This window comes from Flavobacterium sp. RSP15, assembly GCF_003968755.1.
Taxonomy (GTDB): domain Bacteria; phylum Bacteroidota; class Bacteroidia; order Flavobacteriales; family Flavobacteriaceae; genus Flavobacterium.
Window position 1 is genome coordinate 1 of the sequence record NZ_RYDL01000005.1, and the last position, 25,155, is coordinate 25,155.

At 34.9% G+C, this 25,155-nt stretch carries 24 protein-coding genes and 3 tRNA genes; 14 read left to right on the forward strand and 13 right to left on the reverse strand.

The genetic code is table 11. The features are described from left to right. Positions 1-877 precede the first annotated feature (877 nt). From EKM00_RS15170 to EKM00_RS07145, 6 genes are all read right to left on the reverse strand, one after another. Positions 878-1,111: a DNA polymerase ligase N-terminal domain-containing protein gene (locus tag EKM00_RS15170; protein ID WP_126515841.1), complete on the reverse strand. Its 234-nt coding sequence runs from the start codon at positions 1,109-1,111 to the stop codon at positions 878-880. Positions 1,112-1,129: 18 nt separating this feature from the next. Next, entirely contained in the window at positions 1,130-1,264 is a 135-nt protein-coding gene (locus tag EKM00_RS15085) for a hypothetical protein (protein WP_255416631.1), read from the reverse strand. A gap of 374 nt (positions 1,265-1,638) precedes the next feature. Then, the gene (locus tag EKM00_RS07130; protein ID WP_126515728.1) at positions 1,639-2,475 is read right to left on the reverse strand and encodes a DUF5694 domain-containing protein; all 837 of its coding nucleotides are present in this window, start codon (positions 2,473-2,475) and stop codon (positions 1,639-1,641) included. A gap of 447 nt (positions 2,476-2,922) precedes the next feature. Beyond that, positions 2,923-3,393 (reverse strand): hypothetical protein, encoded by a 471-nt coding sequence (locus EKM00_RS07135; RefSeq protein ID WP_126515729.1) that lies wholly within the window; start codon positions 3,391-3,393, stop codon positions 2,923-2,925. Positions 3,394-4,075: 682 nt separating this feature from the next. Beyond that, positions 4,076-5,017 (reverse strand): DUF4238 domain-containing protein, encoded by a 942-nt coding sequence (locus tag EKM00_RS07140; RefSeq protein WP_126515730.1) that lies wholly within the window; start codon positions 5,015-5,017, stop codon positions 4,076-4,078. Positions 5,018-5,412: 395 nt separating this feature from the next. Beyond that, positions 5,413-6,942 carry an AAA family ATPase gene (locus EKM00_RS07145; protein WP_126515731.1) on the reverse strand — a complete coding sequence of 510 codons (1,530 nt, stop codon included), beginning with the start codon at positions 6,940-6,942 and terminating at the stop codon, positions 5,413-5,415. A gap of 587 nt (positions 6,943-7,529) precedes the next feature. Between EKM00_RS07145 and tgt the strand changes: the two genes are divergently transcribed. The 5 genes from tgt (at position 7,530) to dnaB (ending at position 13,443) form a co-directional block, all read left to right on the forward strand. Beyond that, positions 7,530-8,660: a tRNA guanosine(34) transglycosylase Tgt gene (gene tgt, locus EKM00_RS07150; protein ID WP_126515732.1), complete on the forward strand. Its 1,131-nt coding sequence runs from the start codon at positions 7,530-7,532 to the stop codon at positions 8,658-8,660. A gap of 66 nt (positions 8,661-8,726) precedes the next feature. Next, on the forward strand, positions 8,727-9,815 hold the full coding sequence (locus EKM00_RS07155) for an LptF/LptG family permease (protein WP_126455745.1): 1,089 nt from the start codon (positions 8,727-8,729) through the stop codon (positions 9,813-9,815). Further along, complete coding sequence (locus EKM00_RS07160) at positions 9,802-10,731, forward strand: DMT family transporter (protein ID WP_126515733.1); 930 nt, start codon at positions 9,802-9,804, stop codon at positions 10,729-10,731. The genes EKM00_RS07155 and EKM00_RS07160 overlap by 14 nt, the downstream gene beginning before the upstream one ends. Before the next feature lie 73 nt (positions 10,732-10,804). Next, positions 10,805-11,758, forward strand: a complete 954-nt coding sequence (locus EKM00_RS07165; RefSeq protein ID WP_126455741.1) for an acetyl-CoA carboxylase carboxyltransferase subunit alpha — start codon at positions 10,805-10,807, stop codon at positions 11,756-11,758. A 140-nt stretch (positions 11,759-11,898) separates the two neighbouring features. Continuing rightward, complete coding sequence (gene dnaB / locus EKM00_RS07170) at positions 11,899-13,443, forward strand: replicative DNA helicase (RefSeq protein WP_126460829.1); 1,545 nt, start codon at positions 11,899-11,901, stop codon at positions 13,441-13,443. A 321-nt stretch (positions 13,444-13,764) separates the two neighbouring features. On the opposite strand, the gene EKM00_RS07175 is transcribed toward dnaB, so the two are convergent. The 3 genes from EKM00_RS07175 to EKM00_RS07185 all read right to left on the reverse strand — a co-directional run bounded on the left by EKM00_RS07175 (position 13,765) and on the right by EKM00_RS07185 (position 16,061). Next, entirely contained in the window at positions 13,765-14,856 is a 1,092-nt protein-coding gene (locus EKM00_RS07175) for an alkene reductase (RefSeq protein WP_126460826.1), read from the reverse strand. A gap of 33 nt (positions 14,857-14,889) precedes the next feature. Beyond that, positions 14,890-15,387 carry a hypothetical protein gene (locus EKM00_RS07180; RefSeq protein ID WP_126515734.1) on the reverse strand — a complete coding sequence of 166 codons (498 nt, stop codon included), beginning with the start codon at positions 15,385-15,387 and terminating at the stop codon, positions 14,890-14,892. Between the two features lie 86 nt (positions 15,388-15,473). Then, complete coding sequence (locus tag EKM00_RS07185; RefSeq protein WP_126455733.1) at positions 15,474-16,061, reverse strand: Crp/Fnr family transcriptional regulator; 588 nt, start codon at positions 16,059-16,061, stop codon at positions 15,474-15,476. A gap of 150 nt (positions 16,062-16,211) precedes the next feature. Between EKM00_RS07185 and EKM00_RS07190 the strand changes: the two genes are divergently transcribed. Then, positions 16,212-17,063 (forward strand): transketolase, encoded by an 852-nt coding sequence (locus EKM00_RS07190; protein WP_126515842.1) that lies wholly within the window; start codon positions 16,212-16,214, stop codon positions 17,061-17,063. 116 nt (positions 17,064-17,179) lie between these two features. Continuing rightward, the gene (locus EKM00_RS07195; RefSeq protein ID WP_126515735.1) at positions 17,180-18,133 is read left to right on the forward strand and encodes a transketolase family protein; all 954 of its coding nucleotides are present in this window, start codon (positions 17,180-17,182) and stop codon (positions 18,131-18,133) included. Positions 18,134-18,206: 73 nt separating this feature from the next. Here EKM00_RS07195 and EKM00_RS07200 read toward each other — a convergent pair whose 3' ends face one another. Beyond that, positions 18,207-19,187, reverse strand: a complete 981-nt coding sequence (locus EKM00_RS07200; RefSeq protein ID WP_126460814.1) for an FKBP-type peptidyl-prolyl cis-trans isomerase — start codon at positions 19,185-19,187, stop codon at positions 18,207-18,209. A gap of 80 nt (positions 19,188-19,267) precedes the next feature. Here EKM00_RS07200 and EKM00_RS07205 point away from each other — a divergent pair, with 80 nt between their 5' ends. Both EKM00_RS07205 and EKM00_RS07210 read left to right on the forward strand, forming a co-directional pair. Beyond that, positions 19,268-19,660 carry an RNA-binding S4 domain-containing protein gene (locus tag EKM00_RS07205; RefSeq protein ID WP_126460811.1) on the forward strand — a complete coding sequence of 131 codons (393 nt, stop codon included), beginning with the start codon at positions 19,268-19,270 and terminating at the stop codon, positions 19,658-19,660. 178 nt (positions 19,661-19,838) lie between these two features. Then, a complete protein-coding gene (locus EKM00_RS07210; RefSeq protein WP_126455725.1) occupies positions 19,839-20,339 on the forward strand; it encodes a phosphoribosyltransferase family protein in 501 nt (166 codons plus the stop codon). Here the strand turns inward: EKM00_RS07210 and EKM00_RS07215 are convergent. Continuing rightward, positions 20,331-20,849 carry a shikimate kinase gene (locus EKM00_RS07215; RefSeq protein ID WP_126515736.1) on the reverse strand — a complete coding sequence of 173 codons (519 nt, stop codon included), beginning with the start codon at positions 20,847-20,849 and terminating at the stop codon, positions 20,331-20,333. The genes EKM00_RS07210 and EKM00_RS07215 overlap by 9 nt on opposite strands. A gap of 127 nt (positions 20,850-20,976) precedes the next feature. On the opposite strand from EKM00_RS07215, the gene EKM00_RS07220 reads away from it, so the two are divergent. The 4 genes from EKM00_RS07220 (at position 20,977) to EKM00_RS07235 (ending at position 22,195) form a co-directional block, all read left to right on the forward strand. Continuing rightward, positions 20,977-21,049, forward strand: a tRNA-Lys gene (locus tag EKM00_RS07220). A 38-nt stretch (positions 21,050-21,087) separates the two neighbouring features. Then, positions 21,088-21,160: transfer RNA gene (locus EKM00_RS07225), tRNA-Lys, on the forward strand. Between the two features lie 42 nt (positions 21,161-21,202). Next, a tRNA-Leu gene (locus tag EKM00_RS07230) sits at positions 21,203-21,285 on the forward strand. 403 nt (positions 21,286-21,688) lie between these two features. Continuing rightward, complete coding sequence (locus EKM00_RS07235; protein WP_126515737.1) at positions 21,689-22,195, forward strand: tetratricopeptide repeat protein; 507 nt, start codon at positions 21,689-21,691, stop codon at positions 22,193-22,195. A gap of 171 nt (positions 22,196-22,366) precedes the next feature. On the opposite strand, the gene EKM00_RS07240 is transcribed toward EKM00_RS07235, so the two are convergent. Together EKM00_RS07240 and EKM00_RS07245 are read right to left on the reverse strand one after the other, a co-directional pair. After that, positions 22,367-22,933, reverse strand: a complete 567-nt coding sequence (locus EKM00_RS07240) for a DUF4252 domain-containing protein (protein ID WP_126455719.1) — start codon at positions 22,931-22,933, stop codon at positions 22,367-22,369. A gap of 87 nt (positions 22,934-23,020) precedes the next feature. Beyond that, entirely contained in the window at positions 23,021-23,473 is a 453-nt protein-coding gene (locus EKM00_RS07245) for a hypothetical protein (protein ID WP_126515738.1), read from the reverse strand. Between the two features lie 201 nt (positions 23,474-23,674). Here EKM00_RS07245 and EKM00_RS07250 point away from each other — a divergent pair, with 201 nt between their 5' ends. Next, positions 23,675-25,126 (forward strand): S41 family peptidase, encoded by a 1,452-nt coding sequence (locus EKM00_RS07250; protein ID WP_126515739.1) that lies wholly within the window; start codon positions 23,675-23,677, stop codon positions 25,124-25,126. The last annotated feature ends 29 nt before the right edge of the window (positions 25,127-25,155 follow it).

Consider the following 25,155-nt stretch of genomic DNA (forward strand, 5'->3'; position numbering starts at 1 on the left):
GTTTTGCGGGGTGCAAAGGTAACATCCTTTTCTATTCTCGCAAGCTTTATTAAATCTTTTTTTGAAAATAAATTTTCTTCTTGATCTAAGTAACTTGCCAGTATTTTAAAGAACTTCTAAACCATTACCTTACTATAATTATATTCTAATTAATGTTTGGTGAACTTGTTTGCGGGTGCAAAACTAGCACCTTTATTCGCTTTTACAAGCTTTTTATTCCCTTTTTTTTAAACTTTTCTTAACTTTGTCTTTAACTAGCTGATATCTCGTTTTTTGAAGATCAAAGTTTTTTTGTCTATAATCCCCTCCTACACCAAAGCACGCCCTTTATCCCACTAAAATGACTATTTATACTGCAGTACCAACTCTTCGATCCCTGTTCTTTCTCTAATAAATATCTCGAAATTTGACAATAGTTCGACTTTTACACGCTATTCAATGCGCTTTCCTGTTTCATAGGATCCCGCACCGCTAGTATTGAAGCCTGTAATTAATCCAACTAATGGTTTTGTCCTATATCGTGTAAGCGCTAAATTGTACTATCGCTTTTATATCCTATATATAAGGTATCAATATATACATCAAAACAACTAAAAGTTCTCGATTAACGCAGTTCGCGTTAGGGATAGTAGTGGAAAGCCCGCAAGAAAGTGGCGTGCAACGCAACTTTATGAGGACTTGTAGCGGATAGCACGACTCCATATATAAAAAGAGGCTACTAAGCGCTATAGTAATTGCCTCTTTTTTATATGGAGGAACGCCCAAATAATAGCACAACGCCTTTAGTTTTCACCCTTTATAGTGTCAATATTAGAAATTACGGATTTGTTTTGTATCAAAATGTCATTATGACTGGCATTTTGATCTTTTGATTTTATTAAAGGCCAGGTGTTTTCGTGTTTCGTTTCAGTAATATGAATTTGCCTGTAAGTTTTTTTCCGTTAAGAATAAAACTAAGATGACCTTTTTGTAAATCGTTTGTTAGTCTGCTTTCCGCTTTCTCTAATTCATCTTCAGGTATTAAAGTATAAGTATCATTATCGCAAACAATAACAGTCCCAGCACCGTAATTCTCCTTATCATCATCCGGATATGATTCAAGTATATCTATATCAGCTCCATAGACATCTCAGTCAAAATCTTTTTGATTCAATTGTGTAACATTATTGATTTCGACCGGTACTTTTTTCTTAGACATATCGTCCATATCGATATCTGATTCTTTATGAAACTGGCTATAAATACCTTCACTTGGAGTATACAATAAAGAATCTGGTACTTTATTTTTATCTTTCTTTCCGGATTTTTTTTATCAAAATTCAATTTATCATTTGCACTATTCATTAAACACTTATTTAATTGATTTACAATACACTAATTTACTTAATTTTAAATAAAGTACCAGTAGTATTACGTATAAATTAAAAAATATCTTTAGAATATATTGTTAAGCTCATTTTTGAGAATCTTGGCGGTAGCAAAAACAATATTCCTTGTAAAATTAATTACCCCCTATAACCCAGTTCTGAAAATGGGACATTCAGTCAACACTAGCTCTACAAGAAAAGCCCTGAACTGTTCAAGTCGCGGCTTTTAAAGGGCTTTCTGGCCTAGTTTGCTAAATGTTGGCAACAGTAACTAATTTAGATATTGATCTACTTCAATAATTTCAATACTTGGATGACACTCTAAATAATCTTTTAATGCTCGTATATGTCCGGCTCCGTATAATACCAGAGCTTTTTTAGGATTATTTTTTAAAATATCCTGAATGATGTTTTTATATATGTTTGTATTCCTAATCATATTATCGTGAGCATAAAAAACACCGTTTTGATTTGAATCAATATCTAAAAAAGCAGTAATATTTCCATAAAAGATGTCATTTAGATATGATTTTGAATTAATTTTTTTAAAAGCATCAACCATTGTCATTTTTGGTATTTCAATATTTATCTTTTGAATTTTGATGCCTATTAGTTTGTCATGTTCAGAAAAAACTGAAGGCTTTTTGGTTTCTAAAAAATTCTGATACAAATTAATTTTATTTCTATATTCTACGTACGCTTTTTCATTAAATGAATTTTCAGAATCTTGTTGCCAATCTACACAGGTTACTCCAGTTTTAAATTTTAGATTTTCGGCTAATTTGATTCCAATTTGAAATATTTCATTTTTTATTTTTAGCGCTTTGTCAACTTGATAGGCAACAAAAATGCTATCCCAATGCCGTTGTCGACTGGGTTGGTTTTCCACATATATTTTTTCAGGATTGTAAGCTTTCAATTTTTTTAATAGTAAATTCAATTCGGCTTGTTTCTTAGGGTTTAAAACATCATCTGAACCTTTATTTTTATCAGATGTTGCACCAAAATGATAAGTTCCTAATAATAGAACTTTTGTTTTTTCTTGTCCAGTTGCGTAAAGTGAAAATATGAGCGAAAGGATTAAAAGTAAAACTTTAGAATACTTCATAGTATTGTGTTTATGTTTTATTGATGCCTGCGTCAGTTTTTCCAAAGGATCGGGATAAAAACCTCCAAGCGAACTGTGTTTTGTTACTCATTGAATAAATATATGTTATTTAAACTATAATTAAAACTCGTTCTTGTAAAAGTCGCTTATGAATATTAAAATATAACAGTCCGTAAAAAGGGTTGAAAATTGTTTTTAGCATCCCAAAAAGCAAAGCCAATACTCTTTATTTGTTACAGCCTTTTCTTGCTTCGAAGGCGGATTTGCAATTCGTTACCGTAAATAATTCTAATAAAACCACTTCTATTTCACACTCTAAACTAGCATAATCTGTTGCTCGATCATTCTCTTTGTGGGCACGGATTGCAAATCCGCTATCGTTGTCCGAAAAATCAGATATCCGAGCGATCGGGGTTCTGTCCACCGTTGATATTTGTTGTATTACTGTCAAAATTGTTCTTCGTTTTGTCCTCCAATATTATGTTTCATTTTCTGTCCCATACTGTTCGTTACATAACCTGCAACACTTTCTTCTATTTTCTGTCCGTTGGATAAATAGTTAATATTTATTGAGCAGTCACCTGTTATGTCAACCCAAACAGTTTCACTCTGACCAACTTCTAATTTGTCGATGTGTCCACCGCCACAACCAACGATGTTGATGTTTGTCAATGTAGTCTGCGTAGAGTTTATCAAAGTAATTCTCATTGTGTTAAGCATTAAAATCGCAACCCAACAGTAAAAAAACATAACAGGAATATTAAGTAACATAAGTCCGCAAGTTGTAAGTAGTTTTTTTCTGTTTTCGTTGTCTTTGGTTGCTTTAACTAAAATGGAGATTAGTATTCCCACATTTATTAGTCCTGTCAATGCAATAAATCCATAACCAACAAATAGTAATTCAAAAGAAGATGTCAAAAAGTAAAGTCCGAAAATAATCGTCCCGAGCAGAAAAGAAATTAGTGCTGTTTGTCGTCCTAGTTTAATGTGTTGTTCTGTTGTTATTCGCTTGGTGCTAAAGTCAGTCTGTGAAAAAACCTTCGTTTTATTTGTTTCAAATATACTATTTAATTTTGGATATTAGCAAGAAAATTTGTATATTTAAAGACGCAACATATAGCTGGATTATCGCGTCAACAATTACAAATTAGCAGTTTAGAAGATAAAATCGCTTGGTATAATCCGTGCTCGTAAATAATATCGAAATAATTCTAATAAAACCACTTCTATCACACTCTCAACGGGCATAATTTCATGCTCAATCATTCTCTTTGTGGGCACGGATTGCAAATCCGCGCTATATTTATCAGAAAAATAAGATATCGTAGCGATCGGGTTAGGGAACTTATGTTCACAAGTGAAGGAACACACGAAAAAACCAAGCAGAAAACACTCCAAAAAAAAAGAGGCTCGCTTGCCTCTTGTAATTCTCTCTAAAAACTTTACGACAACTCCATAGTATTAACGGACCTACAATCGGTTCTCCCGTAAAAAAGGGACAGCCTGTTCAACCCGGGTTTACCTCATTGAATTTATTTTTGTTGGTATTCGGTAATTATAATTCATTGTTCGCGCTACGCACGCAACGAATCCCTAGCTGTTAGTGGCTGTTTTTATATACTGCTAGTTGTTCTTCAGTATCTGAAAACACAAATTCATCTGCATAATCAAACAGAAAATCGTTAAGCATATTTACTTTTTGTTCATTAATTTTTATAAGTTCATATTTGTTATTCTGATTTCCGAAGTGTATAACTATTGCGATTCTTGTATTTATAGGATAATATAATTCAAAATCTTTAACTTTTCCATTTTCATCTTTATCGTTGATAAGTAAATTCATCAATGGTTGGTCGGATGTCAAAAATTTTATTTTCGTATCGTTTTCGTAGAAAATAAAATTTATACTTTGATTTTGTGATAATGAAACAGCTAGAGAATTTGCAAAAACTAGAGATATGATATTGGTATATTTTGGAATTATAAAGTCACTTTTATTAAAAACTAATTCTAAACTTTTTTTCATTTTTTTGGTTCTTAAAAACTGAGAACACAAAAAAATCATTGTAAAAAATAAATCATCTTCATTTTCAAATATTTTTAAGTCTTCAAATTTTTTAATTTTAATTACTTTTTTACCATAACCCTCAACTATAGTGTGAAATTCTTCAAATAAATTTGTTCTTATTAAGTCTGTTATTTTTTCTAGTTTTTCTAATTCGCTTTGTGAATTTATATCAAATGTTTTTTGTTTATCAAGTCTTTTTATTCTTGAATATGAGGTGTAAATATTAAACAATTCTAGATTTATTTTTAAAGATGCGTCACTATTACTGTATTCTATAACTAACTCTTTGAGAATTAATTCTTCCTCAATTGTAAATTCTTCTAAAGAATAGAAAAATCTTTGCTGAGCAACCCCCATTAAGTTTGGCTTAGTGATTTTATCTTTACTTTTTAGGTATGAATAGATCTTTTCATTACTACTCCAAGAGCGTAAATATTCTCTCCAAACATAGTGATGCTTTCGTTTAATACTCATTTTTCTTTTCTAAAATTACCGCTAACGTCAGTTCGTCTAAAAACCTCTAAACGAACTCTATTTTGTTAGTCATAGAGTAAATATATGTTATTTAAACTACAATTAAAATTCTTTAAGAGATGAAACTTACATGTGGTTAATGAATGAAAAGAATTAAAAAAGGCAAATAACTCTACAAAAAAAGAGGACACTAAATCCTCTTCATATTCTCTCTAAAATCTTTACAACAACTCCATAGTGTTTACGGACGTACAATCGGTTCTCCCGTAAAAACGGGACAGGCTGTTCAACCCGGGTTTACCTCATTGAATTTATTTTTGTTGGTATTCAGTGATTATAATTCATTGTTCGTGCTACGCACGCAACGAATCCCTAGCTGTTATGTGTAGTTTTTTTTATAATTCAGGCGAATATTTTTTTACCATACTTATTAAAAATTTTTGCAGCGATTCAAAATAAATTTTTCCTTTATCTGATTTTATTACTAAGTTCCAACAATAGTCAAATACTTCGTTTGCATCTTTCAAATTTGAATTCTCGATTATTACTTTGAATAAATAATGAGGATTTTCGTTTTCTAAATAGTATTCAATATTTACGTTAGGATTTTCAGCCAGATAGGCTCTTGTAAGGAATTTTTCAGGACATTCGTTTGAAAAAAGAAAATGTAAATTTTCTGATGGGGGATATGTTAATGCACCTTTATTAGATTTCATATTTTTCATATCGCCATCTAAAATACATGCATATCCAGATTTGATTTTTTTAAATTCATATGTTTCCATATGAGATGTAAAATATGTATATGTTTTATCTGCAATACCAGAAATAATTATATTTATTAATTCAGAAAAATTATTTATTCTTTTATTTATTTCAATTGCTTTTATTGCTTCTTTAATAATTTTTTTAGCTTCTGAATCTTCACAATATAAGTCAATTAGAGGGTACGATTTTGAATCCATTTTGGACAATGATGCATTTACACTAATATTTTGAATTGCTTTGTATTCTCCTTTTGGATTTTTTTCTATAAAAATTCTTGAATAATCATTTACAGTATCTAAAATTGTACCTGAATGTGTTGTAATAATAAATTGTTTATTTTCTATTGTACAAATATTTCTAATTACATCAAGTAATCTTCTTTGGACTTTAGGATGAAGACCCATTTCAATTTCATCAATTAATATTAAAGCGTTTTTAGGTGCTTCAACAATGTCAATAATAATTCTTGTTAGTACTTCCTCTCCAGTCGCGGCATTATAACTTGAATAATGATTGAGGTTATTATATTCGAATGTTTCTTTATCTAAATGTTGAGCAATTTTTTTTATTTCAAATTTTTCTTCTAGAATAAAAGACATATATTTTTCTATTTCTAAAACTTTAGTGGTCGATATGGCTTGAGTAATCGCTTTTTTTGATAAACTATATATTTTATCACTATAAAATCTAGCAGGGACAATTCTGTCTAAATCAATAAATATTGCTTGTCTATGAAGAAATTGACTTTCTTTTTTACCAATTCCATTCCATTTTTTTGATGTTTTTTTTCTTTGTCCTCTTTTCGTTTCAATTTTTTTTCCAGTTTTGTATGTAATGAAATATGTCCAATCTTCATTCTGAATATCATGAGATGTAGTTTTCATTAAAGCACCCCAGGTATGTCGCTCTAGATTTCCATTTTTAGGATTTCTTTTTAAAAAATCATAATGACAACAAGCTAAAGCCATTAAAATTGTTGATTTACCAGAACGATTTGTTCCAGATATTATAGAGATAGGATTTTTAAAACTAATTTTTAATTCTGGAATATGTCTAAATGGCTCAAACCTTAATTCTGTCAAAAAGATTGGATATGTTTTTTCTTCTGTAACATCTATTCTGTCAAATAAATCTTTATCTGAATTTATATTTATCATCTTTAGTCATTTATTGGTAAAATAGCACACAACTAGAATATAGGCGAAACAAACCTTCGCATATACACCCAAAATTGGGTAGATTGGCGAAGGTTTGTTTCGCTTTACTTATTTTCAAATATACTAAAATTTTCTTACAAATCATCAAATGGACTTTTTATTTGTTGGATGCTTTTTGAATAGTAATGGGAAAATTTAGTTGCTGTTAAACCAAATCTCGCGTGAGGGATAATAGTGGAAATCCTTTTATGAAGCGCAGAGCAGTAAAAGATTATAACGGATAGCCCGACCTTTTTAGGGCACGCCCAAGTCCATGTGCTAAATGGTATGTGTGTTTTTGAATACTATTATTGTTTAATTATTTCTTAAAAAAAAGGTTGTTTTGGTTGTCATCCCACAGCTTTCGATGCACTTTATAACTTTGCGGGATGGCAAACATTTTTTTGATGTAGGTTTCAAATTAACCTATCTTTGCCAGCCGAACAATCGGTTGAAATACGTTGCTATGTTCTGCGCTGCGGTAAATGTTTGGTAAAACAGCTTTATTGGCGAATAGCATGTGACCGAAAAAACAATAAAAATACTAGATGAAGTTTGATTTATTAAAAAAAGATCCGCTGTCCAAAGCCAGAGCGGGAAGTATTACTACTGATCACGGGGTGATTGAAACCCCAATTTTTATGCCTGTGGGTACCGTAGCTTCGGTCAAAGGAGTGCATCAACGGGAATTGAAACAAGACATTAACCCGGATATTATTCTGGGAAATACCTACCACTTATACTTGCGACCTCAAACGGAAATCCTAGAGAAAGCCGGAGGTTTGCATAAATTCATGAACTGGGACCGTAATATTTTGACGGATTCTGGTGGCTACCAAGTGTATTCGCTTTCGGCCAATAGAAAAATCAAGGAGGAGGGCGTGAAGTTCAAATCGCACATTGATGGTTCCTATCACTTTTTTACGCCAGAGAATGTGATGGAAATTCAGCGTACCATTGGTGCTGATATTATCATGGCGTTTGATGAATGTACGCCGTATCCTTGTGATTACAACTATGCAAAACGCTCGATGAAAATGACACACCGCTGGCTGGATCGTTGCATCAATCATTTAGACACGCAGCCTGTAAAATACGGTTACGATCAGGCTTTTTTCCCAATTGTTCAAGGAAGCTGTTATAAAGATTTGCGTCAGCAATCAGCGGAATATATTGCAAATTCTAATCAAGTAGGAAACGCCATTGGTGGACTCTCCGTAGGGGAACCTGCCGAAGAAATGTATGCCATGACGGAAGTGGTATGCGAAATTTTACCGGAAGACAAACCGCGTTACCTGATGGGCGTAGGAACTCCTATAAATATTCTGGAGAATATTGCCCTTGGAATTGACATGTTTGACTGTGTGATGCCTACGCGAAACGCCAGAAACGGAATGTTATTTACAGCGAATGGCACCATCAATATCAAAAACAAAAAGTGGGAAGCTGATTTTTCGCCCGTTGACGAAATGGGAATCACCTTTGTAGATACAGAATATACGAAAGCGTATTTGCGTCACCTTTTTGCTGCCAATGAATACTTGGGGAAACAAATTGCCACGATACACAATCTTGGTTTTTATATGTGGTTGGTTCGGGAGGCTAGAAAACATATCTTAGCGGGCGATTTTAGACCTTGGAAAGAAATGATGGTGAAAAACATGAACCAGAGACTTTAAAAATGTTTAATCGGTTAATCGTTAATTCGGTTAAACGATTAAACAAATAACCGATTAAACTTTACTATGCTTACAATAATAGACAAATACATCCTAAAAAGATATTTAGCCACATTTGTGGTGATGTTGTTGTTGTTTATCCCCATCGGAATTGTTGTTGATGTATCTGAGAAGATCAACAAAATGCTGGAAAACAAGGTTCCGTTTTTAGAGATTGCACTTTATTATTACAACTTTACGGTTTATTTTGCGAATTCTCTGTTCCCGATATTTTTGTTTTTATCGGTGATTTGGTTTACCTCAAAACTGGCAAATGATACGGAGATTATTGCTATTTTGAGCTCCGGAATTTCATTTACGCGTTTCTTAAGACCGTATATTATTGGTGCTTCCATAGTTTCTGTTTTTGTTTTACTAATGGGATTTTTTGTTGTTCCCGCTGCCAGCGAAGGCTTTAATAATTTTAGATATACGTATTTGAAAGGAGGCGGAAAAGAGGCCATGCGCGGGGATAATACGGATGTGTATCGCCAAATTAGTGATAATGAATTTATCTATGTAAACAGTTTTAATACGGAGTCTAAAACCGCTTTTAATTTTTCACTGGAAAAATTTAAAAACGAAAAACTCATTCATAAAATCACGGCCAGCAGGATCAAATGGAATCCAAAGGACAGTACCTACACCCTGTATGATTATACAAAAAGAACGGTAGGCGAGCTAAATGATAAAATTGAAAAAGTAGCTCAAAAGGATGCTGTTTTTACATTCGATTTAGAGGATTTAACACCTGTAATTTATATTGCAGAAACCCTGAGTTTAGGAAAATTGAATGCTTTTATTGCAAAAGAGCGAGAGCGTGGTTCCTCTAATATCAATGTATATTTAGTGGTGTTGTATAAAAAATACAGTGTGCCGGTTTCCGCATTTATCCTGACAATCATTGCAGTTGCTGTCTCATCGATGAAACGTAGGGGCGGAATGGGAACGAATCTGGCCATCGGAATTGCGCTGGCTTTTGCCTTTGTTTTCTTTGATAAAATCTTTGGTGTTCTTGCAGAAAAATCCAGTTTCCCTCCCCTATTAGCGGTTTGGTTGCCCAATATTGCTTTTGGAATTTTAGCCATCTACCTATTACGAAATGCAAAACGATAATTTAAAAAGTTACTTAAACCTCCATTTGATTGTTTTTATTTGGGGTTTTACCGCCATTTTAGGCGCTCTAATCACTATATCGGCAGATGCCTTGGTGTGGTACCGCATGTTTTTTGCCGGTATCTTTTTAGCCATTTTTCTGGCATTTAAGAAAAAATCGTTTCGGATTCCGCTAAAATCATTTTTTAAATTAATTTTTGTCGGATTATTGATTGCCTTGCATTGGATTTTATTTTTCAAAGCGATCCATGTTTCTAATGTGTCTATTACGCTATCCGTTTTTTCATTAGGTGCTTTTTTTGCATCCCTGCTGGAGCCACTTTTTTATGGTCGAAAAGTACTGTGGTACGAAGTCTTTTTTGGTCTAATCATAATTGCAGGGCTGGGATTGATTATGAAGGTCGAAATCAATTACCTGGACGGAATGTTATACGCCTTAGCATCCATTATATTAGGTGTTTTATTTACGCTGATGAACGGAAAACTCATTGCGGATCACGATCCTTCGGTTATCTCGTTTTATGAATTCCTGGCGGGTGTTGGTTTCATATCGATTTACTTTGTGTTCGAACAAAAATTCACGGCCGATTTCTTTGTATTAACGGCTAATAATTGGATCCTGATATTGATTCTGGCATCCGTTTGTACCGCCTACGCCTTTACTGCTTCAGTAAAAATAATGCAAAAATTAACACCATATACCGTAATGCTGACTACGAATTTAGAACCGGTTTACGGCATTGTTTTGGCCTATTTTATCCTTGGCGGAAAAGAGAAAATGAGTTTTGAATTCTACATTGGTGCACTAATAATTGTAATCACCGTAATCCTAAACGGGGTGATTAAACACTATCAAAAAAATAAAATTAAAAAAGAATCTCCCGCTTTAGAGAAGCAAACTTTTACACATAAATAGAATATTTACCTTTTCGAACGATTTAAAATTTTATATTTGCGGTTCGAAATAAAAACAAAAACGCAAAAATCCTATGGAATATTTAGATTTTGAGCTTCCAATAAAAGAACTAGAAGAACAGTTAGATAAATGTCTTATTATTGGTCAGGAATCAGATGTTGATGTAACGAATACTTGCAAACAAATCAACAAAAAACTAGAAGAGACCAAAAGAAAAATCTATAAAAATTTGACTGCCTGGCAACGTGTCCAATTATCCAGACATCCAAGCCGCCCGTATACAATGGACCACGTGCGGGCCTTGTGTGGCGATACGTTTCTGGAACTTTTTGGCGACAGAGGTTTTAAGGATGATAAAGCCATGATTGGTGGTTTAGGAAAAATTGACGGGCAATCCTTTATGATTGTGGGTCAGCAAAAAGGATTCAACACTAAGACGCGACAGTTCCGTAATTTTGGAATGGCCAATCCCGAAGGATATAGAAAAGCGTTGCGATTGATGAAGATGGCAGAGAAATTTGGGATTCCTGTTTTGACGTTGATCGACACTCCAGGGGCTTACCCCGGATTAGAAGCCGAGGAACGCGGACAAGGAGAAGCCATTGCCAGAAACATATTTGAAATGATTGGTCTTAAAGTGCCAATTATTACTGTTATCGTAGGAGAAGGTGCCTCTGGTGGCGCATTAGGAATAGGAGTTGGTGACAAGGTATACATGATGGAAAACACCTGGTATTCCGTCATTTCTCCAGAATCATGTTCTTCTATTTTATGGAAAAGCTGGGAATATAAAGAACAAGCTGCCGAAGCACTGAAGCTGACTTCAGCTGACATGAAAAAACAAAAATTAGTAGATGATATTATTCCTGAACCACTAGGCGGTGCACATTATGACAGAGCAACTGCTTTCAAAACGGTAGAGCAATATATCATGAAAGGTTTCAACGAATTGAAAGACTTATCAACAGCAGAATTAGTGGCTCAAAGAATGGATAAATACTGCAAAATGGGAGAGTATAAAGAGTAAAATCTTACGAATTACTATTTAATCCGAAGCCTTGCCGTTTCGGATTTTTTTTTGGTTATAAACAAAAAATAGTTAGTTATAAACAATTATTTGTAACAACTCAACGACTATGTTTTTTTAATTTTAGTTACTTTCGCTTCATGGAAAATTTCAGAAATATTAATCCTGTCAAGGTTGATAAAACGACTATTATAAGCCTTGAAAAAGGAAAATTACAACCACAGGTGCTCGATTTAGAAGAGGCTGTGCTTGGTGCCATGATGATTGACAAAAAAGGGGTTGATGATGTTATTGACATTTTACAACCTGATGCTTTTTATAAAGAAGCACACAAACATATTTTTGAGGCAATTGTCCAACTGTTTACAGAAACACAACCTATTGATTTGTTAACTGTTTCGGCACAACTGAAGAAAAATGCAAAATTAGATTTAGCAGGCGGTGATTTTTACTTAATTCAGCTTACGCAAAAGATATCCTCTTCAGCACACATTGAATTTCACTCCAGAATCATTCTTCAAAAGTTTATTCAACGCAGTTTGATTCGGATTTCTACTGAAATCATTGAAGACTCTTACGATGAATCCGCGGATGTTTTTGATTTATTAGACAGAGCTGAATCTAAATTATATGAAATAACACAAGGAAACATCAAACGAAGTTCAGAGACAGCGCAAAGTTTAGTCCTACAGGCAAAAAAACGAATTGAAGAAATTGCCGGTCAAGAAGGATTGAGCGGTGTTGCCACTGGTTTTGATAAGTTAGATAAGATTACTTCCGGTTGGCAGCCCAGCGATTTAATTATTATTGCGGCACGACCTGCAATGGGAAAAACTGCATTTGTATTATCCATGGCCAGAAATATGGCTATTGATTACGGAATACCAGTGGCCTTATTTTCTCTGGAGATGGCATCAGTACAGTTAATTACCCGGTTAATTTCCTCTGAAACAGGTTTGTCATCAGAGAAATTGCGTACTGGAAAACTAGAAAAACACGAATGGGAACAGTTGAGTACCAAAGTTAAAAACTTAGAAAAAGCACCTCTCTTTATTGATGATACGCCTTCCTTATCGATTTTTGATTTACGGGCTAAAGCCAGGCGATTGGTTTCGCAACATGGGATCCGAATTATCATTGTGGATTACTTGCAATTGATGACGGCTGGCGGAAACGGAAAAGGAGGCGGAAACAGAGAGCAGGAAATTTCTAGCATTTCCCGAAACTTGAAAGCATTAGCCAAGGAATTGAACGTTCCTGTTATTGCACTTTCTCAATTATCTCGAGCGGTAGAAACCCGTGGATCCAGCAAGAGACCGTTATTGTCTGATTTACGGGAATCAGGAGCGATTGAGCAAGATGCGGATATTGTGTCTTTTTTATACCGTCCTGAATACTACAAAATAGACGAATGGGATGATGAAGAAGCCTCACCAACAGCCGGTCAGGCAGAAATAATGATTGCCAAACACCGTAATGGTAGTATAGAAAACGTTCGGTTGAAGTTTATTGGACATCTGGGAAAATTTGATAACCTGGAAGATTACAGTGGCGGATATGATGACTTACCATCCAGTATGAATCAGGATGACAACCCTTTCATTACTAAAAACCTGCCCTCTGCCAATGATGCTTTTGGAAGCAATTTGAATGATCCGGATGATGACAGCGATGTTCCTTTTTAGCAAACAAGCCTCATCAGCATGCGCACTACCCGTTTTTCTTTACAAAAAAAAGTAAGCATAATAAATACAGTTTATAAAAATAGAAAGCCCGCTATTGCGGGCTTTCTTGTGAATTATAATTGAACCTCAAAATAAAGACAATGGTATTTTGACACTATTCTTGTTTAATTTATTTATTTGCTTGTACGCAATCGTACCAAACAAAAAACCGACACAGATTCCACAGATTTTCAATAAAAAAATGTCTAATTTGTAAAAATATATGAAATGTGTGTCAAAAAATATTTCTTACGTAGAACTACAGACAAGCATACTTCTTTATTAAACCATGGCCGGGTAATCAGTATATCCTTTCACAGTATCCGTGTAAAACGTGCTTTGATCTGGTTTACTTAATGGAGCATCAGTCTCAAAACGAGCCACTAAATCCGGATTTGCAATAAAGGGAACTCCATAAGCAACAAGATCTGCATACCCATCTTCAAGCACTTTGATTCCCATTTCTTTTGTAAACCCTTTATTGATGATTAATGTTCCTTTGTAAAACGGTCTGAAATGCTTAGCTACTTCAGTAACAGCAAAAGGTACATCATCAACCGGCGTAAAAGGCTCCGTCAAATGCACATACGCTAAACCATAGTCATTCAAACGGTTTACAATATATTCATAAGTAGGAATTGTCTGTTCATCTAACATCATTCCCTGCGTATTATGCAGGGTAGGATTCAATCGAACACCCACTTTAGAATAATCAATAACACCGGCTAAAGCATCTAGAATTTCAAAAAGGATTCGGGTTTTATTTTCTATTGAACCACCATATTCATCGGTACGATTATTGGAATAACCATTAAAAAACTGTTGTAGTAAATAGCCGTTGGCAGCGTGCAATTCGACACCATCAAAACCCGCCTCAATAGCATTTTTAGCTCCATTTTTAAAATCTAAAACGGTTTGTTTTATGTCTTCAATAGTCATTTCTTTTGGAACAACAGTGTCTACAAAACCGTCTTTTGTGTAAGCTTTTGCATACGGATTCAAAGCGGATGGCGCATGTGGTAATTCGCCATTATGCAAATCCGGATGCGACAACCGTCCCGTGTGCCACAATTGTGCAAATATAGTTCCTCCTTTTTCGTGAACTGCTTTTGTAACCAGTTTCCAACCTTCGGTTTGTGCTGCACTGTAAATTCCGGGCACATTGATAAAACCCACTGCTTTTGTACTCACAAAAGTTCCCTCGGAAACAATTAAACCTGCTGTAGCTCTTTGTGTGTAATATTCTGCCGTAAGTGCAGTAGGAACATTACCTTCATTATTAGAACGGCTTCTGGTCATTGGAGCCATCACCATTCGATTTTTTAAAGTACTGCTTCCTAATGTATAGGGTTGAAATAAAATTGATTTACTCATTTGATTTTTGTTAAAAATTAGTGTTTTATTAAATTAAATACTGGCTTTCAAACCAATACTTGTAAATAGAGTTAAAATAGTGTTTAAGGTTTCTTGCTCATTTCCTTTCAAAAGAAGAGAATCGTTAGAATCATACGCTGATTCGTTGCTCAGAACAACTTTAGAAAAAGGAAACAAATGCTGTAATTTATCCAGTGTACTTTCGGAATTAATCACCTCCATTTCGTTTCCCAAAATAAGTACGATTTTACCCGTTGCCACTTTTTTGATTTTTTCAATAAGAGTAACATTTGTTGCCACATCATTTGAAAGTATAATAATATCTGCCTCCCAACTTGCATTGGTTGGACAAATCATCATTTCTACATTTGCCTTCGGATTCTCTGAAATAATTTCGCTATACACCTCCAAAAGTGTAGCGGCTTTTTGATCAAACAGCAAAACGGGATTGGTTTTGGCAATTTGCTTTGCTAAAACAATACTATTGGTTACTGAAACTCCTAGGACTGCAAATGTGGTTCTATTTGACATCGACTTATATTTACAGGACAAATTTAAGGCTGTATTGCAAAAGTTTTCGTTGATGTAAAACAAGAAATTCTATTGATCTATGTCAATTAAAATGAACTTCGATTGTTAATTTGTTTGCGAACCCGACTCAATGTTTCCGGTTTCAGACCAAGGTAAGAGGCGATCATGTGTTGGGGTACACGTTGAACAATTCCGGGATAAGCAATTCCTAAATTGGTGTATTTTTCTTCGGCGGTTTCTGTTAAAGTCGAATTTATTCTGGCTTGATTGGCGATGTAGGCATTTTGCAAAAGCAAGCGTTGGTATCTTTCAAACATGGGGACTTTATCCATTAAAGCTTCTCTTGCCGATGTTGTCAGCAAAAGCAGTTCAGAATCCTCCAAGGCTTCAATCGTATAAATAGAGGAACTATTTGTTAGAAAACTGGACAAATCTGCGATCCACCAGCCTTCAATTGCAAATTGTACGATGTGTTCATTTCCTTTTTCATCGATGGAAAAAGAGCGCAGTATTCCTTTTTCAATAAAGGCATTGTAGACACAAATGTCTCCTTCTTGCAACAGGATTTGTTTTTTGCGTAATCTTTTAGGGATAAAAAAAGTTTTACACAACTCCATTTCTTCCTGAGTCAGTATCACTTTTTCCTGAATGCTTTTGAATAATTGTTGAAACATGGTTGCAAGATACTAAATAATCAAGAATTCTTAAAAATAGTATTGCTGCTAAAAAAACAATCCTTGATAACTATTGATAAATCTAAAAATGGAAGTCTGTATAAATCAAAATATCTGACTACATTTGCCCAGTCTAATTTTAACACACAAATGAAACCGAACACACAACAATTAAACGATTTAACAATCCAAGTCAGAAGAGATATTCTTCGAATGGTACACGCTGTCAACTCTGGTCACCCAGGTGGTTCTCTAGGTTGTACTGAATTCCTTGTCACTTTATATCAAAATATAATGGAACGCAAAGAAGGTTTTGATATGGACGGTATTGGAGAAGATCTTTTCTTTCTTTCAAACGGGCATATTTCACCTGTATTTTACAGTGTTTTAGCCAGAAGCGGTTATTTTCCAGTAGGAGAACTAGCCACTTTCCGTTTGATCAATTCAAGACTACAAGGACACCCAACTACACATGACGGCTTACCCGGAATACGTATTGCATCTGGTTCTCTTGGACAGGGATTATCAGTAGGGATTGGTGCTGCTCAAGCAAAAAAATTGAATGGTGACAACCATATTATTTATACACTTCATGGTGATGGTGAATTACAGGAAGGTCAAAACTGGGAAGCAATCATGTATGCTGCTGCAAAAAAAGTGGACAACCTTATTGCTACAATCGATTTAAACGGAAAGCAAATTGATGGAACAACTGACGAGGTTTTAGCCATGGGAAGTATTCGTGCTAAGTTTGAAGCTTTTGATTGGGATGTTTTAGAAATTGAAAAAGGAAATGATATCGAAGCTATTATTGCCGGAATGAATGATGCCAAATCCAGAACTGGAAAAGGAAAACCGGTTTGTGTATTGTTGCACACTGAAATGGGTAACGGGGTAGATTTTATGATGTACAGTCACGCTTGGCACGGTAAAGCGCCTAATGATACGCAACTTGAAATTGCTTTAGGCCAAAACTACACAGCAGCAGAAAGCGACTACTAATCCCCACCTAGCTTCCCCGAATGGGAGGAACAGCTACAAGAATCATTAAATAAAAATTTAAAACCCTATTTACCCCAATAGGAGCTCCCCTTCTTTGGAGGGGTTGGGGAAGGAAAATGAAAAAATATACAAATACAGGAAGTAAAGATACACGTTCGGGTTTTGGAGCGGGAATGACTGAATTAGGTCAAAAAAACGAGAATGTTGTGGCACTTTGTGCAGATTTAATTGGTTCCCTTAAATTTGATGATTTCAAGAAAAATCACCCGGAACGTTTTTTCCAAATTGGAATTGCAGAAGCCAACATGATTGGAATTGCTGCCGGTTTAACTATTGGAGGAAAAATTCCTTTCACGGGAACTTTCGCTAACTTTTCTACGGGAAGAGTGTACGACCAAATTCGTCAGTCGGTTGCGTATTCAGAGAAAAATGTGAAAATTTGTGCTTCACACGCAGGATTAACTTTAGGAGAAGATGGTGCAACACACCAAATCCTGGAAGATATTGGTTTAATGAAAATGTTACCGGGAATGACGGTAATCAATACGTGTGATTACAACCAGACAAAAGCGGCTACATTAGCAATTGCGGATCACCACGGCCCTGTTTATTTGCGTTTTGGTCGTCCGGTTGTGCCTAACTTTATGCCCGCTGACGAACCTTTCGAAATAGGGAAAGCGATTGTTTTAACGGAAGGGACTGATGTAACTATTGTTGCTACGGGACATTTAGTTTGGGAAGCTCTTATCGCAGCTGAAGCATTAGAAGCACAAGGTATTTCTGCTGAAGTAATCAATATTCACACGATCAAACCATTAGATGAAGAAGCAATTTTGAAATCATTGGAAAAAACAAAATGTATTGTTACCGCTGAAGAGCATAACATTCTTGGTGGTCTGGGCGAAAGCATTTCTAGAGTTTTAGCTTTGAACAGCCCATTACCACAAGAATTCGTGGCAGTGAATGACAGCTTTGGAGAGTCCGGAACACCAGAACAATTAATGGATAAATACAAATTGAACAATCAAGCGATTGTTGAAGCGGTTCAAAGAGTAATGAAAAGAAAATAATAGCTTCCTTTTACTTATACAAAAAAAAAAAATCCAGTTCAAATTGAACTGGATTTTTTTTGATTTGTATGTTTTAATTGCATTTTACTAAATGTCTTTTGATTCTTGCCGGATCAGTAGTATTTCCGTTACAGCTTGGGATAGATTCAAATGGGATTAAAACGCCATTAGCATCCGTGATTTCCGTTCTGGTACTCACACTGTCTCCATCATCATCAGTATCTAAAAAGTTTGGAATTCCATCTCCATCCGTATCATCCGGATTTATAACTCCTGTCGCTAAAACGCGCATATAACCATCGCCGTCAAGATCTTCTTGAAAATTCATGATTCCATCACCATCTGAATCCAGTCTGTTAATTTCGTATAATTTAAAACTAAAAACTAGAGGTGCGTAAGAAGGAATCGATCCACTTCCTGAATTATAATATCCTAATCCAGAAGGCAAAAACATTACTCCTGCTCCAAAATCTCTGTAAGATACGGTCCCATCTGTATTAGAATCGTAAGTCCCAGTCTTAAATTGCGGAAAAGTTTCGCCCCATCCTACTACTGTAGTAAGCAAACTAAAGAATTGTTGTGGGTTTTTCACCACCTCAAACTGAGTAGCAGAAAGTGTCGTAACTTCCGAAACCGTGGTTCGGGATAAATAATCTCCTTTGTAAGAAGCCAATACCGCATCAGCATTAGTAGGAGATTTGCCCGCTCCCTCTCTAAGCACTAAATAATACAAGGTATACGTTATATCATGAAGTTTGACATCTCTACTCAAAAGTTTAGGAAAGGTTGTTTTATCTTTATAAGACCAAATAGAGGGCTGGCTACCTCCTGCAGGAATTTTTGTATAGCTAACGTCCTGGTCGTCCGGGAAACCGGCGTGATTTACAACTGTGATATAATAGTTTTTTAAATATTCTTCGATATCCGTTAAATCAGTCGCATATTGCACTGCGAAATCTCTAGGCGGTTGAATTTCAGCAGCCTCATCCTTTGAGCATGAAAATAAAGAGATAGTTGTAATTAATAGAATAAAATAATACTTAAATTTGTTCATTATAGCTAATTTTTTTAAGTGCGCAAGATACAATATTGATTGATTTTTGTAAACAATTTAACTCCTATTTTAGAAAATTTATGAGAATAGATAAATATTTATGGTGCGTGCGGTATTATAAAACCCGAAATATGGTTACTGAAGCCTGCAAAAAGAATCACGTAACTGTTAACGGTCTTGTTGCCAAGCCTTCTAAAGAAGTTTTCGCTACTGACAAAATCACGTTTCGGAAAGACCAAATTACCCAAATAATCACCGTGTTGGATATCCCGGAAAATCGTGTCGGAGCAAAACTGGTTGATATTTACAGACGAAACGATACTCCGGCAGAAGCGTATCAACATTTAGAATTACTAAAACTATCAAAAGAACATTATCGAAAGAATGGCACGGGAAGACCTACCAAAAAAGATCGAAGAGATATTGATGAATTTCTCCCCTCCCCGACCCTCCCCGAAGGTGAGGGAGACTAGCCTTAGTAAATTAAGTACAATCCCGAATGAACTTTATCAAACGCAATTCTCACCCCAGAGTTTTGAATGTAAGATAAGTGACAAATAAAAATTAAGTAAAACATCGAATAACCTTTGCCAGTCCTAGCTCCCTTCCCTTCGGGGAGGGTTGGGGAGGGGAATATAAAAATTTTAAATAATGAGCAAAAATATCATCTTAACAAATCAGGAAATTGATCACAAAATAAAAAGAATTGCCTACCAAATATATGAAACTTTCGTAGATGAAGAGGAAATAGTCATTGCAGGAATCGCCAGTAATGGTTTCATTTTCGCAAAAAAAATAGCCGCCGTCCTGGAAACTATTTCCCCTCTTAAAGTTGCACTATGCGAAGTGCAGATCAACAAACAAAACCCTCAATTACCCATTCATACTTCGTTATCAAAAGAACAGTATACCAATAAAGGTTTAGTTCTGGTAGATGATGTATTAAACTCCGGAACGACACTTATCTATGCCGTACGACACTTTATAGATGTTCCTTTGAAAAAATTCAAAACCGCAGTGCTTGTGGATAGAAATCACAAAAAGTATCCTGTAAAAGCAGATTTTAAAGGAATCTCGCTTTCTACTTCGTTATTAGAGCACGTACAAGTTGTTTTTGATGAAAACGATACTAATTATGCGTATTTAAGCTAAAAGAGCCACAATATCCTGCGCAGTCTGATCGATTGTTTTACCATCAACCACAACTTTATATTGCGCTTGGTTGTAATAAAAGCTCCTGTCAAAAAGGTGTTTTGCTATGAACTCTTTCATATCTTCAGGACTTTTATCCGCAATCAGTGGACGCTTACTTACATTAAAAGCCAATCTGTTCAATAACGTTTCAATAGAAGCCTTTAGATAAATAGAAACAACATTATCTCCTTTTAGCAACTCATGATTATTGGCATAACAAGGAGTTCCTCCACCTAAACCTATTATACATGATTCGGGAGCGTTTAATAATTCGATAAAAACTTCGTGTTCTACCTTTCTAAAATAAATTTCTCCATGCTTTTCAAAAATGGCATTTATGGACAAATTCATCTTCTCTACTATCTTTTCATCCAAATCTACAAAAGGAATTTGGATAATTTTGGACAACTTATTTGCAATTGTAGACTTACCACACCCCATATAACCTAATAAAATTATTTTTTTCATCTGAATAAAACCTTACAAATTAAGGTGTTGAGTAATTTTGTTTAAAAAAGACAAATTTATAATAAAATTGCTTGGAAAACTCCAAAATAAGTCCTTATATTTGCACCCGCATTCAAGGAAAGAAAATGACTCGATAGCTCAGTTGGTAGAGCACATCACTTTTAATGATGGGGTCCTGGGTTCGAGCCCCAGTCGGGTCACAATTTTAGTGATCAACACATACTTTCCTTGAAGCATTGACTCGATAGCTCAGTTGGTAGAGCACATCACTTTTAATGATGGGGTCCTGGGTTCGAGCCCCAGTCGGGTCACAAAAGGTCGAGTAATTTATTACTGGACCTTTTTTTTTATAAGGCCACGTGGAGAAACGGTAGACTTGCCAGCTTGAGGGGCTGGTGCTCGCAAGGGCGTGTGGGTTCAAATCCCACCGTGGTCACAATAAAAAAGCCTGCAAAATTAGTGCTTTGCAGGCTTTTTTTGTTCAACAAAATCGTCGATAGTTTTAATTGATTAAGAACGTCATGTGCTTGCTGAGTTTACGATCCAAATTATTTATTGCATTAAATAAATTATCAAAAACTAGTGAGTCTTATCATATTGGAGACAAAGACAAAAGTACTTAGCTTAAGTCACAATTTTCCTTAACTTGCTGCTCTAATTTCGTTAGCATATCCATTCACAATACCAACTTTTGGTGATTTTTTATTGGTTTCATTTTGTAAAATAAATTACATTTAAATGCGTTAATTTAATATCTAAATAAAAAAACAGTACATTTATTACGCAATTTTATTCTTTAATCGAGTTCTAGAAGTCCCAATACCCTGCAATCTATTTTTATGAAAAAATTAATTTTTCTTGCATTATTATTAAGTTCCTTAACTGGCTGGAGTCAGAGTCCAATTGCCTACGAGTTTTTTGACCAAGCTTTAAAAAAAGCAGAAACAGGCAATCTAAAAGGCGCTATTGCTGATTATACTAAAGCCATACGAGCTGATCCATTGTTTGCTGAAGCCTACTTAAACAGAGCACTTTTGAAACAAAAATCAGGCGATATAAAAGGGGCGTTAGATGATGTCAATAAAACCATCATTATTGAACCTAAAAAAGGAGATGCTTATACAACTAGGGCTGACATCAATTACAAGGCTAAAAATTATACGGGAGCCATTGAAGATTGTACGATATCTATCACGTTAAATCCTAAAGACTACATTGCCTATAATCTTAGAGGGTTATCTAATATTCACATTCAAAATAAAAAAAATGCGTGCGCTGATTTCACCAAAGCCATTAAATTAGGAAGCCAAAGTGCCGTTAAAAACAAAAAAATGTTTTGCAAATAATATTCTTGAAATAGGCATAAAAAAAGCGTCTCGATTACAACACCAAGACGCTTTTTTTATAAATATAATTCCGTTTATTTCATGAACAGCTGTAGCGGCTACAATTGTTCTAACTCAATGTTCGATTATTGCAATACGATCATCATAATCATTACGCTGGTTGGGTTCCTCTTATTTTCTGCCTTTAGTTGCTTTTTTTAAGTCATCACCTCCTGGAATTCGCATCTTATCGGTAAGAACTGAAATTTCATTCAAATCAAAATTTCCTGTCAATGACATCAGCACTGTATCCTCATTTTTAGCTCCTTCAATAAACATCAGCAATTCTCTAATTTGAGAATCTGAAGTTCCTGATTTTACCATAATTTTTATATTCCTTCCGTTTTCATTCACGCGCATCAACTCTTCTAATCCCGCTGTTTTGATGTACTTCTCTGCAGCAGCTTTCATTTCTCCCTCTGCTCTGGTACTTTTTGTAGTAAAAACTTTTAGGTTGTCCAATTTTTTTATCAAACTCAGGTACTGTTGCGTTTCTATATCAGAAGCATCTACTTTGACCTTACTCATCAAGTCGAACATTTTTTTATTGACTATAATGGCCGTAACATCATCTTGTCCGTCAAATTTGTCAAAGACTGCTTGCGCAAAAAATGGACTCGAAATAACTAGAAACACTAAAGTGATCAGACACTTTTTGCTAAAACTCCTGTTGATACTTTTTCGAATGGTTGCTTTCATTTTATTTAATTATTTTATTGTTAGTATTCTTAGTTTGATTTTCAGGATCTTTCCCACTCTTTTTTAGTGCTGACAAAAACCCTGTTTTCAACGGTTTTGATATTTCTCAATGTATTGTACACTTTTTATGCCAATATTCACATTCTTGGATAATAATGACAATGCTTTTTGAGTGGCCCTAAAAGCGGCTTCAGGATCTTCATAGGTTCCTAAATTTGTATTTTCTTTTGTAGCATCCAAATCAAAAAGGACATACGTTGCTATTCCCATCAAAACAACAACTGAAGCTGCAATAGAGACCCAGCCTAAATTCCCTTTTTTATTCTTGTTTTTAGCCATAACAACTTCAAATACTGGAGTTTTATTCATATTCTGCTGCTCTTTTGCAACAGCAAAACAGTCAAATAATGAAGCATACTGTTGTAAATGCGAAGCAACATCCTGAGACGAAAAATAATCCCGTAACTCTTTTTCTTGGGCTAAAGTGGCCGCTCCCTGAAAGTATTTTTCTAATAAACCCTCGACTTTATCTGATTCCATAATTGTGTATTTGTATCATAAATTCTTAAATCATTTTTCGTGCCCAGGAAAGTGACAACAGGATTCCGGACTCTTTCAAATCTATTAAAAAATCAAACGAGTTATACTCTTAAGATGAATCCTATTTATTTTTGCAACAAAAAAACACAAAATAAAACTAAAGTTAGTATTTTTACGTTAATAAAGTATTAAAACATAATTATGAGAACAGCATTCAAATTTACGCTTTTATTTTTCATAGCTACTTTCACTTTACAAAGCTGTCAGGACAATGATGACGTGGCACCACCTGCAAGTCTAGAGATTCAGGATTTCATTTGGAAAGGAATGAATCTGTACTATTTGTGGCAAGCTGATGTTCCAAATTTAGACGATGACCGATTCGCAGATCAAACTGCATTAAACTCTTTTTTAAAAGACTATCCCGTGCCTGAGGATTTGTTTAATGCATTGCGGGTAAATCCCTCTACGGATAGATTTAGTTGGATTGTAAGCGATTATTTAGAACTCGAAGGAACGCTTCAGGGTACCACTAAAAACAATGGTATCGATTTTGGTTTAAGTTTTAAACCAGGCAGTACAACTGAAATATTTGGTTATGTTCGTTATATTATTGCAAACTCAGACGCCTCCAGTAAAGCTATAAAACGTGGTGATTTTTTTACTGCTGTAAATGGTACACAGCTGACTTTAAGCAATTATGAATCGTTACTTTTTGGTTCAAACGAAAATTACACACTAAATCTTGCTGATTATAACGGAACTACAATTGTCAACAACGGTAAATCAGTGGCATTGACAAAAACAGTCCTATCCGAAAATCCAATTTTAATCAATAAAGTAATCACCTCCGGCTCTCACAAAATAGGCTATTTGATGTACAATGGCTTTTATGCTAATTTTGACACTCAATTAAACGACGCTTTTGCATCTCTAAAATCACAAGGAGTTACTGATTTGGTTTTAGATTTAAGATATAACGGAGGAGGTTCTGTGCAAACGGCTACACGATTAGCAAGTATGATTACCGGGCAATTTAAAGGAAAAGTCTTTGCAAAACAACAATGGAATGCAAAAATTAATGCTTATTTCGAGGCTGAAAATCCCGAAGCATTATTCAATTATTTTACCGATAAAATAGGAAGCACAGCCATCAATAGTTTAGGATTGACTAAAATTTATATTTTAACTACGAAAAGCTCTGCATCAGCAAGCGAGTTAGTAATCAACGGGCTAGAACCTCACATTCAAGTTATACAAATTGGAGATGTTACGGTAGGAAAAAACGTAGGATCCGTAACGCTTTATGACTCCCCGACTTTTGGAGCTGAAAGCAGGAATCCCAATCACAGATATGCCATGCAGCCAATCGTGTTAAAAATTGTCAATTCAGTTGGTTTTGGGGATTACTTCAATGGGTTACAACCTGATTTTCTTCAAAAAGAAACATTGAGCACTCTGGGAGTTCTTGGCGATTCTGCGGAACCTTTATTACGAACAGCCATTGGGAAAATTACTGGAACTTCCCGCACGTTGCGACCAAGTCCCGGACAAGATTTTGAGTTTTTCACGGATGCCAAATCAATAAAAGGAATCCAAAACCAAATGTACATTGAGAAAGCACCAGAAGGTCTTTTGAGAGCTTTAGAATAAAATAAAGTTACACAATAATTCTTGTTTTT